This window comes from Methylobacterium sp. WSM2598 (assembly GCF_000379105.1).
In the GTDB taxonomy this organism is placed as follows: Bacteria; Pseudomonadota; Alphaproteobacteria; order Rhizobiales; family Beijerinckiaceae; genus Methylobacterium.
Map to the genome: position 1 here is coordinate 405,409 of NZ_KB900609.1, position 15,131 is coordinate 420,539.

General features: G+C 73.1%; 16 protein-coding genes. 8 read left to right on the forward strand and 8 right to left on the reverse strand.

Translation table 11 applies throughout. From position 1 onward, the window contains the following. Positions 1-4: 4 nt before the first annotated feature. Positions 5-616: a GDSL-type esterase/lipase family protein gene (locus MET2598_RS0101975; protein WP_018259708.1), complete on the reverse strand. Its 612-nt coding sequence runs from the start codon at positions 614-616 to the stop codon at positions 5-7. Between the two features lie 235 nt (positions 617-851). On the opposite strand from MET2598_RS0101975, the gene MET2598_RS0101980 reads away from it, so the two are divergent. Further along, complete coding sequence (locus MET2598_RS0101980) at positions 852-1,322, forward strand: DUF3237 domain-containing protein (protein ID WP_012334353.1); 471 nt, start codon at positions 852-854, stop codon at positions 1,320-1,322. A 94-nt stretch (positions 1,323-1,416) separates the two neighbouring features. Here the strand turns inward: MET2598_RS0101980 and MET2598_RS0101985 are convergent, their stop codons facing one another. Continuing rightward, a complete protein-coding gene (locus MET2598_RS0101985; RefSeq protein WP_018259709.1) occupies positions 1,417-3,150 on the reverse strand; it encodes an aminotransferase class III-fold pyridoxal phosphate-dependent enzyme in 1,734 nt (577 codons plus the stop codon). A gap of 35 nt (positions 3,151-3,185) precedes the next feature. On the opposite strand from MET2598_RS0101985, the gene asd reads away from it, so the two are divergent. Beyond that, positions 3,186-4,064: an archaetidylserine decarboxylase gene (gene asd, locus MET2598_RS0101990; RefSeq protein ID WP_018259710.1), complete on the forward strand. Its 879-nt coding sequence runs from the start codon at positions 3,186-3,188 to the stop codon at positions 4,062-4,064. Positions 4,065-4,098: 34 nt separating this feature from the next. On the opposite strand, the gene MET2598_RS0101995 is transcribed toward asd, so the two are convergent. Both MET2598_RS0101995 and MET2598_RS0102000 read right to left on the reverse strand, forming a co-directional pair. Further along, positions 4,099-4,716, reverse strand: a complete 618-nt coding sequence (locus MET2598_RS0101995; RefSeq protein ID WP_018259711.1) for a 2-dehydro-3-deoxy-6-phosphogalactonate aldolase — start codon at positions 4,714-4,716, stop codon at positions 4,099-4,101. Further along, positions 4,707-5,594, reverse strand: a complete 888-nt coding sequence (locus MET2598_RS0102000) for a 2-dehydro-3-deoxygalactonokinase (RefSeq protein ID WP_026190459.1) — start codon at positions 5,592-5,594, stop codon at positions 4,707-4,709. The genes MET2598_RS0101995 and MET2598_RS0102000 overlap by 10 nt, the downstream gene beginning before the upstream one ends. 304 nt (positions 5,595-5,898) lie before the next feature. On the opposite strand from MET2598_RS0102000, the gene MET2598_RS0102005 reads away from it, so the two are divergent. Both MET2598_RS0102005 and MET2598_RS0102010 read left to right on the forward strand, forming a co-directional pair. Further along, a complete protein-coding gene (locus tag MET2598_RS0102005; RefSeq protein ID WP_051086557.1) occupies positions 5,899-7,533 on the forward strand; it encodes an ABC transporter substrate-binding protein in 1,635 nt (544 codons plus the stop codon). A 114-nt stretch (positions 7,534-7,647) separates the two neighbouring features. Then, positions 7,648-9,069, forward strand: a complete 1,422-nt coding sequence (locus MET2598_RS0102010; protein WP_018259714.1) for an amidase — start codon at positions 7,648-7,650, stop codon at positions 9,067-9,069. 46 nt (positions 9,070-9,115) lie between these two features. On the opposite strand, the gene MET2598_RS0102015 is transcribed toward MET2598_RS0102010, so the two are convergent. Next, complete coding sequence (locus MET2598_RS0102015) at positions 9,116-9,556, reverse strand: low affinity iron permease family protein (RefSeq protein ID WP_026190461.1); 441 nt, start codon at positions 9,554-9,556, stop codon at positions 9,116-9,118. Positions 9,557-9,851: 295 nt separating this feature from the next. Here MET2598_RS0102015 and mgtE point away from each other — a divergent pair, with 295 nt between their 5' ends. Further along, entirely contained in the window at positions 9,852-11,222 is a 1,371-nt protein-coding gene (gene mgtE / locus MET2598_RS0102020) for a magnesium transporter (protein WP_012334345.1), read from the forward strand. A gap of 3 nt (positions 11,223-11,225) precedes the next feature. Here mgtE and MET2598_RS0102025 read toward each other — a convergent pair whose 3' ends face one another. Together MET2598_RS0102025 and MET2598_RS0102030 are read right to left on the reverse strand one after the other, a co-directional pair. Next, positions 11,226-11,768 (reverse strand): CoA-binding protein, encoded by a 543-nt coding sequence (locus MET2598_RS0102025; RefSeq protein ID WP_018259716.1) that lies wholly within the window; start codon positions 11,766-11,768, stop codon positions 11,226-11,228. Positions 11,769-11,882: 114 nt separating this feature from the next. Then, positions 11,883-12,665 (reverse strand): enoyl-CoA hydratase, encoded by a 783-nt coding sequence (locus tag MET2598_RS0102030; RefSeq protein ID WP_012334343.1) that lies wholly within the window; start codon positions 12,663-12,665, stop codon positions 11,883-11,885. Positions 12,666-12,756: 91 nt separating this feature from the next. Between MET2598_RS0102030 and MET2598_RS0102035 the strand changes: the two genes are divergently transcribed. The 3 genes from MET2598_RS0102035 to rpsI all read left to right on the forward strand — a co-directional run bounded on the left by MET2598_RS0102035 (position 12,757) and on the right by rpsI (position 14,323). Beyond that, positions 12,757-13,194, forward strand: coding sequence for a PaaI family thioesterase (locus tag MET2598_RS0102035; protein WP_018259717.1), 438 nt, complete (start codon positions 12,757-12,759; stop codon positions 13,192-13,194). A gap of 177 nt (positions 13,195-13,371) precedes the next feature. Beyond that, a complete protein-coding gene (gene rplM / locus MET2598_RS0102040) occupies positions 13,372-13,833 on the forward strand; it encodes a 50S ribosomal protein L13 (protein ID WP_012334341.1) in 462 nt (153 codons plus the stop codon). Between the two features lies 1 nt (position 13,834). Then, complete coding sequence (gene rpsI / locus MET2598_RS0102045) at positions 13,835-14,323, forward strand: 30S ribosomal protein S9 (protein ID WP_012334340.1); 489 nt, start codon at positions 13,835-13,837, stop codon at positions 14,321-14,323. 108 nt (positions 14,324-14,431) lie between these two features. Here the strand turns inward: rpsI and MET2598_RS0102050 are convergent, their stop codons facing one another. Then, positions 14,432-15,124: a carbonic anhydrase gene (locus MET2598_RS0102050; protein WP_018259718.1), complete on the reverse strand. Its 693-nt coding sequence runs from the start codon at positions 15,122-15,124 to the stop codon at positions 14,432-14,434. Positions 15,125-15,131: the final 7 nt, after the last annotated feature.

Consider the following 15,131-nt stretch of genomic DNA (forward strand, 5'->3'; position numbering starts at 1 on the left):
ATCGTCAGGGCAGGACCGGCCTCAGGGCCGGACCCGCCGCCACCGATCCCGCGACCGGCCGGGCGGGCGCGATCCCGACCGCCGCCTGGACCCGCCAGATCAGGGCGTAGCCGGCGGCGGTGAAGTGCACGCCGTCCGCGGCGCGCAGGCGCCGGTCGCAGATCGCCCGGTCGGCGAGGCTCACGTAGGTCACCTCCCCCCCGAGCCGGCCGCGCAGGATCGCGTCGAGGCGCGCCGCCTCGGCGTTCCAGGGCTTGAACACGCAGGGCGGGCCGACCCAGACCAGCCGCAGCCGGCCGGCCCGCGCCGCCGCGACCAGCCGGTCGATGGCGGGCGCGACGTCCCGGGCGCCGCCGACCGCGTCGTTGGTGCCGAGGCTGAGCAGGGCGAGGCTTCCGGGGGCGGTCCGGCGGATCTGCTGCAGGGCGTCGTCGCCCCGGATCGCCACGCTGTTGTGGGCGAGGCGCGGCGCGCCCGCCGCCGCGGCGATGCCGACCCCGATGCTGTCGCCGAGCACGACGGGCTTCGCCGCGACCGGCCCCGCGAGGGCGGCGAGCACCGGGCCGGCCCCGAGCAGCCGGCGGGCGCCGGACCTGGATGAGCGGACGAAGCGCATGGCGACGGACCCTGCCGCTGACGCAGCGTGAGGAAGTGGATCGGACGGGTCATCCTCGCTCGCGTCACGATAAATTCAGGTAAAAAAGTAGGGTTGATGAACTCTAAAATACTGGCCTCGACCGCCCGCGCCGGCGCATCTGCGGGCAGCCGACGGTCTCTCCGGGATTGCGCGCGGCCCGCCGGCGCCGATGATGGGCGGGATCCGGCCCGGCCGGATGGACCGGAGATCCGCCATGGACACCCCCCTCCCGCTCGAGACCGAGTTCCTGTTCCGGCTGACCCTCGCGGTGGACGCGCCGCAGGGGATCGGGCCGAGCCGCGGCGGGGCCCTGCGCATCGTGCCGGTCGCGGGCGGGCACTTCGCGGGGCCGCGCCTGCGCGGCGAGGTCGTCCCGGGCGGCGGGGCCGACTGGCTGCGGGTGGAGCCCGACGGCACGACCCATCTCGACGTCCGCCTGACCCTCAGGGAGGCCGGGGGCGGGCTGATCGCCTGCCAGTATACGGGCCTGCGGGCGGGGCCGCCCGAGGTGCTGGAGCGCGTCGGGCGCGGCGAGGCGGTGGATCCGGGGGCGTACTACTTCCGCGCGGCGATGCGCTTCGAGACCGCGGCGGCCGACCTCGCCTGGCTCGCCCGCCTCCTCGCGGTCGGCGTCGGGCAGCGGCTCCCGGGCGGGCCGGTCTACGACGTCTACGCGGTGCGCTGAGGCCCGAGGCCGACCGGCGCGCTCCGGGTCCCCCGGTGACGGCCCGGGCCGAGCGGCCGGGGCCGGCTCCCGCGCCTGGGCAGCCGCCCTGCGGTCACGAGGCCGAGCGCGCGGCCGGCGCCGCGACCGCGCCGGGCGCCGCGACCGCGCCCGGCGTCCCGCCGCCGCGCTCGCCGAGCCAGCCGGCCCAGCGCGCCGCGACCAGCTCCCGCAGGATGGCGCAGCGGATCTGCTTGTTGGTGCGGGCGAGCGGGTGCCACCAGCCATCCGCCTCCATGGCGCGCGCGGCCGCCACGAAGCGGTCCGCCACGGCCGCGAATTCGGCCTCGCCGTAATTCAGGCTGAAGATCAGCCGGCCCGTCCCCACCCAGGACAGGGCGAGCCCCTCCGCGCGCAGGTAGTACTGGAACATCCAGTTGTACCGCGACGGCCGCGTGTAGAGGACGGTCCAGATCGTCGAGAGGTTCGCCACCCGGACCGGCAGCCCCTCCTCCGCGAGGCGGCGGTTCAGCGCCTCCGCCCGGCCGTTCCAGCGCGCGTCCAGCCCCTCGTAGAGCGCCTGCGTCTCGGGGCGCTCCAGCGCGTCGAGGAAGGCGTCCATCGCCCCCATCACGCTCGGATGCGAATTGAACGTGCCGCGGGCGAAGCAGATGTCGACCGGACGGTCGTCCCGGTAGCGGCGCATCAGGTCGCGCCGGCCGCAGAGCACGCCGATCGGCAGGCCGCCGCCCACGGTCTTGCCGTAGGTCACCATGTCGGCCTTCACGCCGAAATAGGCCTGCGCGCCGCCCGGCGCGAGGCGGAACCCGACGAAGACCTCGTCGAAGATCAGCACGATGCCGCGCGCGGTGCAGACCTCCCGCAGGCGGGCGAGCCACTGCGAATAGGCGGCGCGGTCGAAGGCGGCGCTGCGGCCGCTGTCGACCAGGGCGGAATCCGAGGGCGCGCCCTGGTTCGGGTGCAGCGCCTGGAGCGGGTTGACGAGGACGCAGGCGATGTCGCGGCGGCCGCGCAGCACCGCGAGCGTCCGCTCGGACATCTCGCTCAGCGTGTAGGTGTCGCGCGCCGGGACCGGGTTGCCGATGCCCGGCTGCACGTCGCCCCACCAGCCGTGATAGGCGCCGCAGAAGCGCACCAGGTGCGAGCGGCCCGTGTGGTAGCGGGCGAGCCGCACCGCCTGCATCACCGCCTCGGTGCCCGACATGTGGAAGGAGACCTCGTCGAGCCCCGACACCGCGCGCAGGCGCGCGACGTTGCGCTCCACGACCGGGTGGTAGGCGCCGAGCACCGGGCCGAGCGCCGCCACCCGCTCCGCCCCGCGGGCGAGGCAGGCCTTGTAGGCGTCGTAGCCGAACAGGTTGACCCCGTAGGAGCCGGCGAGGTCGTAGAAGACGTTGCCGTCGAGGTCGGTCACCGTCACGCCCGAGGATTCGGCGAGGAAGCTGCCCGCGCCGAGCTGGTCGCGGGTGAGCCGCGCGAACTGGAACGGCACCCGGTAGAGGCTGGTGAATTGCAGGTCCGACAGGCCGTCGCGCAGGGCCGCGGTGCGCCGTCGCGTTTCTGCAAAACGATCCCGGTAGAGGGCGGCGAGGCGCTCGAACCCGGCCCGGCGGCGCTCGGCCACCGGCTGGGGGGCGCCGTCGGCCCGGAAGAAGCGGTCCGGGCCGTACTCGTAGAACGGGATCAGGCCGGCGACGCGCCGGGACATCCGCGCGTGGCCGGTCAGCGAGCGATGCTTGGCCCGCGAGAGTTGCAGGCGGCGGCGCAGCTTCAGGGCGGCGGCGACGCCGAGGGGAGCGAGGGCGAGGAGGAACCAATGCGCGATCATGAGCAGGCGCAGTACCGGGGCGAGTTCACGGCACGATGACACTGCGCGCCACCCTCGCCCGCATCGCCGCGCAGGAAGACCTCAACTTCCTCCTCACCAACCGCATCCCGCGGCGCCTCGCCACCCGCTTCATCGGCTGGTTCAGCCGGATCGAGAACCCGCTGGTGCGCGACGCGTCGATCGCGATCTGGCGGCTGTTCTCGGACCTCGACCTGTCCGAGGCCAGGACGACGCGGTTCCGCAGCATGCACGACTGCTTCATCCGCGAATTGAAGGAGGGCGCGCGGCCGATCGACCCCGATCCCGGGCTGCTCACCAGCCCCTGCGACGCGATCGTGGGGGCGAGCGGGCCGATCGAGGGCACGCGGGTGTTCCAGGTCAAGGGCTTCCCCTACGGCCTCGCCGACCTCGTGCCGGACGCCGCCACGGTGGCGCAGGTCCGCGACGGGACCTACGTGACCCTGCGCCTGACCTCCTCGATGTACCACCGCTTCCACGCGCCGCACGATTGCAGGGTCGAGTCGGTGACCCACATCGCGGGCGACACCTGGAACGTGAACCCGATCGCGCTCAAGCGCGTCGAGGCGCTGTTCTGCAGGAACGAGCGGGCGGTGATCCGCACCCGGCTCGCCGCCGGCGGTCACCCCCTCGTGCTGGTGCCGGTGGCGGCGATCCTGGTCGCGAGCCTGCGCCTGCGCTTCCTCGGCACCGACCTCGACCTGCGCGCGCAGAGGCCGCGCACCCTCCCCTGCGACGCGAGGCTCGCCAAGGGCGAGGAGATGGGCTGGTTCCAGCACGGCTCGACGATCATCGTGCTGGCGCCCCCGGGCTTTCGCCTCTGCGAGGGCGTCGCCGAGGGCACCCGCATCCGGATGGGCGAGCCGCTGCTGCGGCTGCCGGACACACCGGCGTGAGGGCAACGGCGCCTGCGCCGCGCGGTCGCCGGGATCAGGCGGCGAGCGCCGCGACGAGGGCGCGGGCCTTGGCGGCGACCGTCTCGGGCGCGTCGCCGGGCCGGTAGAGCGACGAGCCGCAGCCGTAGCCGGCAGCCCCCGCCGCGCGCCAGGCCGGCAGGCTCTGCGCGTCGACCCCGCCGACCGGGAGCAGCGGCACCTCGGGCGGCAGCACGGCGCGCAGCGCCCGCAGGGTGGCGGGGCCGCCCGCCTCGGCGGGGAAGAGCTTGAGCGCGTCGGTGCCCGCGTCGATCAGCGCGAAGGCCTCCGCCGGGGTGAGGAAGCCCGGCATCGTCACCATGCCGCGCGCCTTGGCCTCGCGCACGAGCTCGGGGGCCGCGTGGGGCGTGACGAGCAGCCGCCCGCCCGCCTCCGCCACGGCCGCCACCTCCTCGCGGCGCCGCACCGTGCCGGCCCCGATCAGGGCGCGCTCGCCGAAGCGGGCGGCGAGGCGGCGCACGCTCGCGATCGGGTCCGGCGAGTTCAGCGGCACCTCGACGATGACGATGCCCGACGCGACCAGGGCCGCCGCCACCGCCTCGACCTCGTCCGGCCGCACGCCCCGCAGGATCGCCACCAGCGGGCAGCGCCCGAGCCACTCCGTCACGCCCATGCGCACTCCCATGCGATCGTCTCCCCGATCCGCGCGAGACCGCGCAGGGCCGCGTCCGGGTCGCCGGCCCGGGCCGTTCCGCCGCAGGCCGCGATGGCGCGCCCGTAGAGCGCCATCAGCGGCCCGGACCCGATCAGGTCCACCGCCTCGCCGGCGGGCAGGTTCGCCCGCACGTCGTGACCGATCAGCAGACCCGACAGGTAGCTCGCCGCCTCCGCCTCGGGAAGCCGTCCGAACAGGCCGAGGGTGCGGGTGCCGAACAGGTGGTGCAGGAGCCCGCCGGGCTCCGCCGCCCGGGCGACGCCCGCGTCGAAGGCCCCGCCCGGCTCGGGCGCGCCCCGCATCATGCGGCCGAGGATCGTGTGCTCCCTCAGCGCCGCGAAGGCCTCGCCGGTCAGGCTGGTGACGAAGCCGGCAATTCGCCCGCCGCGCACCCGCACCCACTTGCTGTGGCTGCCCGGCAGGCACAGCAGCGCCTCCTCCCGTCCGTCGAGGGCGCCGAAGACCTGGACCTCCTCGCCCCGCATCACCTCCGGGATCCCGGACGCGTCGCGGGCGCTGAGGCCCGGCACGATGCGCACGGCCGCGCCCGGGAACGGCACCGCCTCGACGCCCGCGGCGAGGTCCGCGAGGCCGGCAGGGCAGGCCCGGTAGGGAACCTCGCGCCAGCCCTGCCGGCTGCCGATCATGCCGGAGAGGAGCACCCGCCCCTCGCCCGCCGCGATCCAGTCTCCGGCGAGGTCGCGCAACGCCGCCGGGAAATCCCCGCCCGCGACCTGCATGATGCCGCGCCCGGTCTCGCGCCGCTCCGTCACCGACCCCGCCGGCCCGAGCCGGTAGGCCCGGGCGCTGCTCGTTCCCCAATCGATCGCGATCATGCCCGTCACGCTGCACGCTCGCGCGCGCGGAGGCAACCCGCCGCGGAGGCAACCCGCCGCGGAGGCAACCCGCCGCGGAGGCACCGTGCGGCCGATCTCCCGCGTTGCCCGCTGCCGCCCGGCCGAGCCCGCCGGGCGGCATTCACTGGGGCGGCGAGCGTCGGGAGGAGCGACTGGCGCAGAACCTTGTCGCGCCCGAGTCTTGGCCGGAGTCTTGGCCGGGGTCTTGGCCGGAGTCTTGGCCGGGGTCTTGGCCCGAGTCTTGCGGGCGGCCGGGCGCAAGAACGCGCCCGGAATCGCCCCGATGACCCCGCCCCGCCTCCCGTCCCTGCCGGTCCCGACCCGAGCGGCGCCGGCCGCCGCGGCCCTGATCGGCCTCCTCGCCGGCGCGGCGCCGGCCGGCGCCGAGAGCGTCCTGCGCATCGCCATGACGGCCGCCGACGTGCCGACCGCGACCGGCATGCCCAACAACGGCTTCGAGGGCATGCGCTTCCTCGGCTACCCGGTCTTCGAGGGGCTGGTGCTGTGGGACCTCTCCCGCACCGACCGGCTCGCCACCCTGCGGCCGGGCTTGGCGGAACGCTACGAGCAATCGCCCGAGGACAAGCGGACCTGGATCTTCCACCTGCGCCGGGGCGTGACCTTCCACGACGGCACGCCCTTCGACGCCGACGCGGTGATCTGGAACCTCGACCGCTACTTCAAGCCCGACAGCCCGCACTACGAGCCGCCCGCTGCCGGCATCTCCCGGGCCCGGGTGCCGCTCCTCGACTCCTACCGGAAGCTCGACGCCGACACGGTCGCCATCACCACGACCACGCCCGCCTCCTACTTCCCCTACATGGTGGTCTACCTGCTGTTCACCTCGCCGGCCTCGTTCGAGAGGGCGGGGCGGGACTGGGCCAAGGTCGCCGCCCTGCCGGCGGCCGGCACCGGGCCGTTCCGCATCGTCAAGGTGACGCCCCGCGAGGCGGTCGAGCTGCAGCGCCACGACGGCTACTGGGATGCGGAGAACCGGGCGAAGCTCGACCGGGTGCGGCTGATGCCGATCCCCGAGGCGAATGCCCGCATCGCCGCCCTCCGCGCCGGCCAGGTCGACTGGATCGAGGCGCCCGCGCCGGACGGCATTCCCTCGCTCAAGCAGGCGGGGTTCACCATCACCACCGGCTCCTACCCGCATGTCTGGCCGTGGTTCTTCAACATCGGGGCGGCGAACAGCCCGCTCAAGGACGTGCGGGTGCGCCAAGCCCTCAATTACTGCATCGACCGGGAGGCCCTCGTCGGCTTCCTGAACGGCACCGCCGAGCCCTCGGTCGGCTGGCTGAAGGCGAGCGACCCGAATTTCGGCGCCCCCGCCCACCGCTACCGGCTCGATCCGGAGAAGGGCAAGGCGCTGCTCGCGGAAGCCGGCTACGCGGCCGGGAAGCCGCTCTCCCTCAAGGTGATGATCTCGACCTCGGGCTCCGGGCAGATGCAGCCGCTGCCCATGAACGAGTTCCTGCAGGAGAACCTCAAGCAGACCTGCAACGTCGACGTCACGTTCCAGGTGGTGGAGTGGCAGGTGCTGCTGAACGCGGCCCGCGCCACCCCGGACGCGCCCGCGCTCCAGGGCGCGACGGCGCTCAACATCAGCTCGCCCTCCTCGGATGCCGGGATCATGGCGCGCTACTTCTCGTCGGCGAGTTTTTCCCCGAAGGGCTTCAACTTCGAGCAGTGGAAGGACGAGGCCTTCGATGCCGCCCTCGCCACCCTGGCGGAGGCGACCGACCCGGCCGCGATCGCGGCGGCGACCCGGACGGCGCATGAGCGCCTCGTCGACAACCCGCCCTGGCTCTACATCGTGCACGACCTCAACGCCCGCGCCATGTCGCCCAAGCTGCGGGGCTTCGTCTCGCCCCAATCCTGGTTCGTCGACCTCACGCGCGTGAGCCTGCCCTGAGCGGGATTGCCGCAGGCGATTCCGCTCAGGCTCTCGATCCCGCCTCATTCCCGCCGCCGAAGCGGTGACCGCTTCGGCGGCAGGAACGATGCCCAGCCCCGGGAGACGCCCCCGATGACCGACGCCCTCCCGACCGACGCCCTCCCGCGCGAGACCGATCCCGCCCTGATGTCGGCCGCGAGCCTCGCCCGGGCGATCGCGGCGCGGCGCCTCTCCCCCGTCGACGCGGTCGAGGCGCTGCTCGCCCGGATCGACCGGCTGGAGCCGCGGCTGCACGCCTTCGTGGAGGTCTACGTGGCGGATGCGCGCCTCGCCGCGGAGGGCGCCGAGCGGGCGATCCGCTCCGGCCACGCCGTGGGCCCGCTCCACGGCGTGCCGGTCGCCCTCAAGGACCTGATCGACGTCGAGGGACGAATCTCGACCGGCGGCTCGATGACCCGGCGGGTCCAGCGCGCCACCGCCTCCGCCACGGTCGCGAAGCGGATGATCGCGCAGGGCATGATCCTGCTCGGCAAGACCCACACGGTGGAATTCGCCTTCGGGGGCTGGGGCACCAACCAGCACATGGGCACGCCGCTCAATCCCTGGGACCCGGCGCGCCCGCGCGTTCCGGGCGGGTCGAGCAGCGGCTCGGGCGTGGCGGTGGCGAGCCGGATGGCGCCCTGGGCGATCGGCACCGATACCGGCGGCTCCGTGCGGCTGCCGGCCTCCTTCTGCGGCATCACCGGGCTGAAGGTCACGGTCGGGCGCGTCAGCACGGCGGGCGTGCTGCCCCTCTCGACCACGCTCGACACGCCCGGCCCGATGGCGCGCAGCGTCGAGGACGTGGCCCTGCTCTACAACGTGCTCCAGGGCCCCGACCCCCTCGACCCGAACACCCGCGGCGTGGTGCCGGTCGATCCCCTGCCCGGCCTGGAGCGCGGCGTCCGCGGGATGCGGCTCGGCCGGATGCCCGCCGCCGAGCGGGAGGGCTGCGCCCCCGAGGTGCTGGCCGCCTACGACCGCGCCCTCGACCTCCTCGACCGGCTCGGGGCCGAGATCGTCGACACCCGCCTGCCGTTCCGCTTCGTCGACTTCGTCAACGCCGCGGCGATCGTCAACGCCGAGGCCTACTTCCACAACGGCGCGATCGCGGAGGATTTCGCCGCGCCCCTCGACGAGGACGTGCGCGCCCGCATCCTGTCGGGCGCCTCGGTCTCGGCGCGGGATTACCTGCGCACGCGGCGCCTGCAGCAGGACATGAAGCGCGCCTTCGACCGGGCGATGGCGGGGCTCGACGCCCTGCTGACGCCGACCACCGAGACCGCGGCCATCCCGCTCGACGCGGTCGACCAGGCGGTCGTCCCCTCGCGCTTCACCCGCTTCGGCAATTTCCTCGAACTCTGCGCCCTCGCCCTGCCGTGCGGCTTCACCGCGGAGGGGCTGCCGCTCTCCCTGCAGATCGCCTGCCGCGGCTACGAGGAGGCGACGGCCCTGCGGATCGGGCAGGCCTACCAGCAGGCCACGGACTGGCACGGGCGGCTGCCGCCGCTCTGATCCGGCGCCCCGGAGGTCGGTCCGGAGCCCGGGTGAGCCCCGCCGCTCAGCCCCCGACGACCCGGGCGGCGGCGCGCGCCGCCTTGGCGTTGGCGGCGCCCTGCGCCGCGTCGGCGGCCTCGGCGGCGCGGGCGGTCTTGGCCCGCGCCTCGCAGCGCGCCCGCAGGGAGTCGAGCTCCTCCTCGGTCAGGTGCTCGATCCCGATATAGACGTTCTGCGCCGCGCTCGCGCGGATCAGCTCGTCGAGCTTCGCCTGGATCGCGGCGCCGTCCCGGTTCTGAGTGTTCTGGATCAGGAACACCATCAGGAAGGTGATGATGGTGGTGCCGGTGTTGATGATCAGCTGCCACGTATCGGAGTAGTGGAAGAATGGGCCGCTGACCGCCCAGATGAGGATGATCGCGATGCTGAGCGCGAAGGTGACGGGCTTGCCCGCCGCCCTGGCGACGGCGGCCGCGAAGTCCGAGAAGCTGCGGCGCGGCGCCATGCGAAGCTCCTGCGAGAGGCGGGCGAGAAGGGGGATCGTGGTGCCCGCGAGCCCCTTCAAAAGCATTCACCGCGCCCACGGTTCCGCCCCTTGACGCCGGGCGCGACGAGGCGCAGGGAACATTCAGCCTGCGCCCGCATCTCGCGCCGCGGGCTCATCCCGAGAACCCCCACCCCATGCCGAGCGACAGTCACAGTCGACCGACCGTGCCGTTCCCGAGCCATCGGCTGACCGCTCGCGCCTGAGCGGCTCACCACGACCGGCCCGGAACGGCTGGTCGACAGGAAGGTGAGCCATGATCGATACCCTGAGCCTCGACGGGACCGTCGAGCCGGCGGCGCTGGCCGCCCGCCTCTCCGACGAGAGGGCCCCCGACATCGTCGAAGCCCTGAACGAGGAGGCGCCCGAGGTCGCCGCCGCGATCCTGCTGGGCCTGCCCCACGACCGGGCCGTCGAGGTGCTGGACCAGCCCGAGCTCTCCTGCGCGGCGGACATCATCGAGATGCTGCCCCGCGACCGGGTCGCGTCCTACCTCAGCGCGATGTCGGCCGACCGGGTGACCGACCTGCTCCTGGAGATCGAGGAGCCGGGCCTGTCGGACCTGCGCGCCCGCCTCGACGCGGAGACCCGGGGCGCCGTCGACAAGCTGATGGCCTATCCGGAGGAGAGCGTCGGCTCGATCATGACGACGGAATTCGTCTCGGTCCCGGCGACCTGGACGATCCGGCGGACGCTGGAGCACATCCGCGAGGTCGAGCGCACCCGCGAGACCGTCTACTCGATCTTCGTGCTCGATCCGCGCACGCGGGCGCTCACCAAGGCGGTCCCCCTGCGGCGCCTGCTCTCGGGGGAGCCGGGCGACAACATCCTGTCGGTGGCCCCCGCGCGGCGCCCGATCGTGGTCAGCGCCGATGCCAGCCGCGACGAGGCGGCGCGCCTGATCTCGAAATACGACCTCCTGGCGATCCCGGTGGTCGACGAGTCGAACCACGTCATCGGCATCGTCACGGTGGACGACGTCATCGACGCCATGGTGCAGCGCCAGACCGAGCAGGTGCAGCGCTTCGGCGGCATGGAGGCCCTCGACGAGCCCTACATGGACATCTCGTTCTGGCAGATGATCCGCAAGCGGGCCGGCTGGCTCTGCGTGCTGTTCCTGTCCGAGATGCTGACCGCCAGCGCCATGCAGGGCTTCGAGGGCGAATTGGAGAAGGCGATCGTCCTGACCCTGTTCATCCCGCTGATCATGAGTTCGGGCGGCAATTCCGGCTCGCAGGCGACCTCGCTGCTGATCCGGGCCCTCGCCCTGCATCAGCTGAAGCTCGGCGACTGGTGGCGGGTCGCCCTGCGCGAGATCCCGGCCGGGATCACGCTCGGCGCGATACTCGGGCTGATCGGCATCGTGCGGATTTTCATCTGGCAGAAGACCGGGCTCTACGATTACGGCGAGCACTGGGTCCTGGTTGCCCTGACGGTCGGCACGGCGCTGATCGGCATCGTGCTGTTCGGCTCGCTCGCCGGCTCGATGCTGCCCTTCATCCTGCAGCGCCTCGGCTTCGACCCGGCGACGGCCTCGGCGCCGTTCGTGGCGACCCTCGTCGACGTGTCGGGCCTCGTGATCTACTTCACGGTGGCGCTGGTGATCCTGAGGGGCACCCTGCTGTGAGGCTCAGCGCTGCTCGATCGTGAGCTTCTGGAACCCCTTGGGCGAGAGCTTCGGCTTCTTCGCGCTGAGGATCCGGGAGTTCACCCCGGTCCAGCCGATCTCGCCCGAGAGCCGGCCGTACTCGATCTTCGGGCAGCGGTTCATCACGACGGTGACGCCGCGCGCCTCCGCCCTGGCGGCGGCCTCGTCGTTGCGCACGCCGAGCTGCATCCAGATCACCTTGGGCAGCGGGTCGAGGGCCAGGGCCTCGTCGACCAGGGGGCCGGCGGCCTCGGAATTGCGGAAGATCTCCACCATGTCGACGGGACGCCCCAGCTCCGCCAAGCGCCCGACCGCGCGCCGGCCGAGGAGATCCTGCCCGGCGAGGCCCGGATTGACCGGGATGACGTCGTAGCCGCGCTCCAGCAGGTACTTGGTGACGATCCAGCTCGGCCGGGCCGGGTTGGCCGAGGCGCCCACGAGGGCGATCGAGCGCACCGCGCGCAGCAGGCCGCGCAGGTGCTCGGTGTCGTAATCGTCGTGGCGGGCGGGGTCGGAGAGGGGCATCGTGTTCCGGTGCGGCGGCTGGTGGGACCTCGCGGCGTCATACGACATCCGACGGATTGCGTCGCCATCTCCCATTTCGGCAATGCGGATGTAGGCTTCGCTCACGCGCCGCCCTCACCCCTTGCGCGCGAGGAAGGCGGCGATCCCCTCCTCCGCCGCGCGGGCCAGCATGTTCTCGGTCATCACCCGGCCGGCATGGGCGTAGGCCTCCGCGAGCGGCATCTCGATCTGCTCGTAGAAGGCCCGTTTCCCGACCCGCACCGTGTAGGGGCTGCGCGCCGCGATCCCGCGCGCGAGCGCCTCGGCCTCCGCCAGCGCGGTCCCGGCGGGCACCACCCGGTTGACGAGGCCGAGATCCCGGGCCTCGGCCGCCTCGACCATCTCGGCGGTCAGCAGCATCGCCATCGCGGCCTTGCGCGACAGGTTGCGCGACAGCGCCACCATCGGGGTCGAGCAGAACAGGCCGATCTGCACGCCGGGCGTCGCGAAGCGCGCCGCCTCGCCGGCCACGGCGAGGTCGCAGGAGGCGACCAGCTGGGCGCCCGCCGCCGTCGCCACCCCCTCCACCGCCGCGATCACCGGCTGCGGCAGGCGCGGGATCGCCATCATCACCTGGGAGCAGAGGTCGAACAGGGCCGCGAACCGCGCCGCGCCCCGGTCCGGCTCGGCCCGGAAGGCCGTCATCTCCTTGAGGTCGTGGCCGGCGCAGAAGGCCGGCCCCTCGGCCGCCAGGACCACCGCCCGGATCGCCTCGTCCTCGCCGAGCGCCGCCAGGGCGTCCAGCAGGGCGCCGAGCAGCGCCTGCGACAGGGCGTTGCGGGCCCGCGGCCGGTTGAGCGTCAGGGTCGCGACGCCGTCCCGGTCGCGGCGCGTGAGCAGGGATGCGGTCTCGTCCATGGCGGCGGAAGGGCTCCTCGTCCGGAGCCCCATTGTCGGGCGGCCCGGCCCGTGCTGCAAGGCGGGCCCCTCCCCGACGGATCCGGAGCCGATGCCGACCGAACCCGTGATGAGCCGCGAGGCCGTGATCGCCTACCTCGACGAGGTGTTTCCGCAGATCCATCACGGCGGCCCCGGCCCGGTGGTGGAGTCGGTGGGCCCGCTCACGGCCAGCCTGCGCCTGCCCTATCACGAGCGCCACCTGCGGCCCGGCGGCACGATCTCGGGACCGGCCATGATGGCGCTCGCCGACCTCGCCCTCTACGCGGCGATCCTGGCGAGCCTCGGCCCGGTCGCCCTCGCGGTCACCACGAACCTGTCCTTCAACTTCATGCGCAAGCCCGCGCCGCGCGACCTGATCGGCGAGGCGCGGCTGATGAAGCTCGGCCGCCAGCTGGCGGTCGGCGAGGTGCTGATCCGCAGCGCGGGCGAGCCGGACCTCGTCTGCCACGCCACCGGCACCTACGCCATCCCGCCGCGGCGTAACTAGCGGTATCACGCTACCACAAGCACCAAGCGCTTTGTCCGATTGGATATTTTCCGCAGTGCTCCCCGGCGAAAGCGATTGACGGGCGCCCCCTCCTCGCGTACACACCCGGCCATCGCCGCCGCGCCCCTCGCGTGGCGGCGTCCTGTTTCTGAAGAAAGTTCTCGGGATTCCAGCGCGATGAAGACCTTTTCGCTGAAGCCCGCCGACGTCGAGAAGAAGTGGGTGATCATCGACGCCGAGGGCCTCGTCGTAGGCCGTCTCGCGTCGATCGTCGCGATGCGTCTGCGGGGCAAGCACAAGCCCCAGTATACGCCCCACGTCGATTGCGGCGACAACGTGATCGTGATCAACGCGGACAAGGTGAAGTTCACCGGCCGCAAGTACGATCAGAAAGTCTATTACCACCACACCGGCTTCCCGGGCGGCATCAAGGAGCGCTCGGCGAAGTACATCCTCGAGGGCCGGTTCCCCGAGCGCGTGGTCGAGAAGGCGGTGGAGCGCATGCTGCCGCGCGGCCCGCTGTTCCGGAGGATCCTCGGCAACCTGCGGGTCTACAAGGGCTCGGAGCACCCCCACGCCGCCCAGCAGCCGGAGACGCTCGACGTCGCCGCTCTCAACCGCAAGAACGTGAGCGCGTAAGATGGCGACCCTTCAGTCCCTCGCCGATCTCGGCCAGGCCAACAAGGCGGCCCTCGGGACCGCCGAGAACGAGGCCCCGGTCCACGTCCAGAAGCTGGACGCTCACGGCCGCGCCTACGCCACCGGCAAGCGCAAGGACGCGGTCGCCCGCGTCTGGATCAAGCCCGGCTCCGGCGTGATCACGGTCAACGATCGCCCGGTCGAGACCTACTTCGCCCGCCCGGTGCTGCGGATGATCCTGCAGCAGCCGCTCCAGGTCGCCAACCGCGCCGACCAGTACGACATCGTCGTCACGGTCACCGGCGGCGGCCTCTCGGGCCAGGCCGGCGCGGTGCGCCACGGCCTCGCCAAGGCCCTGACCCACTACGAGCCGGAGCTGCGCTCGCCCCTCAAGCGCGAGGGCTTCCTGACCCGCGACCCGCGCGTGGTCGAGCGCAAGAAGTACGGCCGCAAGAAGGCCCGCCGCAGCTTCCAGTTCTCGAAGCGCTGAGGGCGTCGCGCATCCGCGCGACTTTGCCGGCACGACATCGTCGGCAAGGGCGGCCCGGAGAACCGGGCCGCCCTTCTCTTTGGCGGCTGCTCAGCCGCGCCGCGCCGCTCATTCGGCGGCCCGGGGCATGTCCGCCGCGGCGCGGGCCTCGGGCGCCTCGGCGACCGGCATGTCGGCATCGCCCGCGAAGGGCAGAAAGCGCTGGGCCTCGCCGTCATAGGCCAGGATCTCGCCCGTCTCGATGGCGAAGAACCAGCCGTGCAGGCGCAGCTCCCCCTTGGCCATCGCCGCGGCGACGCTCGGATGGGTGCGCAGGTGCGTGAGCTGCGCCACCACGTTCTCCATGGCGAGCGCGCGCAGGCGGGTGGCCGGGTCGATGTCCGGCGGGTAGGCCTCGCAGACGATCCGCTCGGCCGCGCAGGAATGGCGCAGCCACGCGGCCACGCTCGGCATCGCGTCGAGCGCGTTGGGTTGCATCAGCCCCTTCATCGCGCCGCAATCCGAGTGGCCGCAGACCACGATGTCGCGCACGCCGAGCGCCACCACCGCGTACTCGATCGCCGAGGAGACGCCGCCATTCTGCTGCGTGAAGGGCGGCACGATGTTGCCGGCGTTGCGGCAGACGAAGAGTTCGCCCGGGTCGGCCTGGGTGATGTGCTCGGGCGCGACGCGGGAATCCGCGCAGGCGATGATCAGCGCCTTCGGCTGCTGCCCGTCGCGCACGAGGCGCTGGTACATCTGCTGCTGCCCCGGGAAGACCCGCTCGCGGAAGGTCGAGATGCCCTGAATGATCGTGTCCATGGAGAGA

Excerpts from the sequence above, each read along its gene's own strand:
- MET2598_RS0101975 (WP_018259708.1), bottom strand. The coding sequence starts at position 616 with ATGCGCTTCGTCCGCTCATCCAGGTCCGGCGCCCGCCGGCTGCTCGGG.
- MET2598_RS0101980 (WP_012334353.1), top strand. The coding sequence starts at position 852 with ATGGACACCCCCCTCCCGCTCGAGACCGAGTTCCTGTTCCGGCTGACC.
- MET2598_RS0101985 (WP_018259709.1), bottom strand. The coding sequence starts at position 3,150 with ATGATCGCGCATTGGTTCCTCCTCGCCCTCGCTCCCCTCGGCGTCGCC.
- asd (WP_018259710.1), top strand. The coding sequence starts at position 3,186 with ATGACACTGCGCGCCACCCTCGCCCGCATCGCCGCGCAGGAAGACCTC.
- MET2598_RS0101995 (WP_018259711.1), bottom strand. The coding sequence starts at position 4,716 with ATGGGCGTGACGGAGTGGCTCGGGCGCTGCCCGCTGGTGGCGATCCTG.
- MET2598_RS0102000 (WP_026190459.1), bottom strand. The coding sequence starts at position 5,594 with ATGATCGCGATCGATTGGGGAACGAGCAGCGCCCGGGCCTACCGGCTC.
- MET2598_RS0102005 (WP_051086557.1), top strand. The coding sequence starts at position 5,899 with ATGACCCCGCCCCGCCTCCCGTCCCTGCCGGTCCCGACCCGAGCGGCG.
- MET2598_RS0102010 (WP_018259714.1), top strand. The coding sequence starts at position 7,648 with ATGACCGACGCCCTCCCGACCGACGCCCTCCCGCGCGAGACCGATCCC.
- MET2598_RS0102015 (WP_026190461.1), bottom strand. The coding sequence starts at position 9,556 with ATGGCGCCGCGCCGCAGCTTCTCGGACTTCGCGGCCGCCGTCGCCAGG.
- mgtE (WP_012334345.1), top strand. The coding sequence starts at position 9,852 with ATGATCGATACCCTGAGCCTCGACGGGACCGTCGAGCCGGCGGCGCTG.
- MET2598_RS0102025 (WP_018259716.1), bottom strand. The coding sequence starts at position 11,768 with ATGCCCCTCTCCGACCCCGCCCGCCACGACGATTACGACACCGAGCAC.
- MET2598_RS0102030 (WP_012334343.1), bottom strand. The coding sequence starts at position 12,665 with ATGGACGAGACCGCATCCCTGCTCACGCGCCGCGACCGGGACGGCGTC.
- MET2598_RS0102035 (WP_018259717.1), top strand. The coding sequence starts at position 12,757 with ATGCCGACCGAACCCGTGATGAGCCGCGAGGCCGTGATCGCCTACCTC.
- rplM (WP_012334341.1), top strand. The coding sequence starts at position 13,372 with ATGAAGACCTTTTCGCTGAAGCCCGCCGACGTCGAGAAGAAGTGGGTG.
- rpsI (WP_012334340.1), top strand. The coding sequence starts at position 13,835 with ATGGCGACCCTTCAGTCCCTCGCCGATCTCGGCCAGGCCAACAAGGCG.
- MET2598_RS0102050 (WP_018259718.1), bottom strand. The coding sequence starts at position 15,124 with ATGGACACGATCATTCAGGGCATCTCGACCTTCCGCGAGCGGGTCTTC.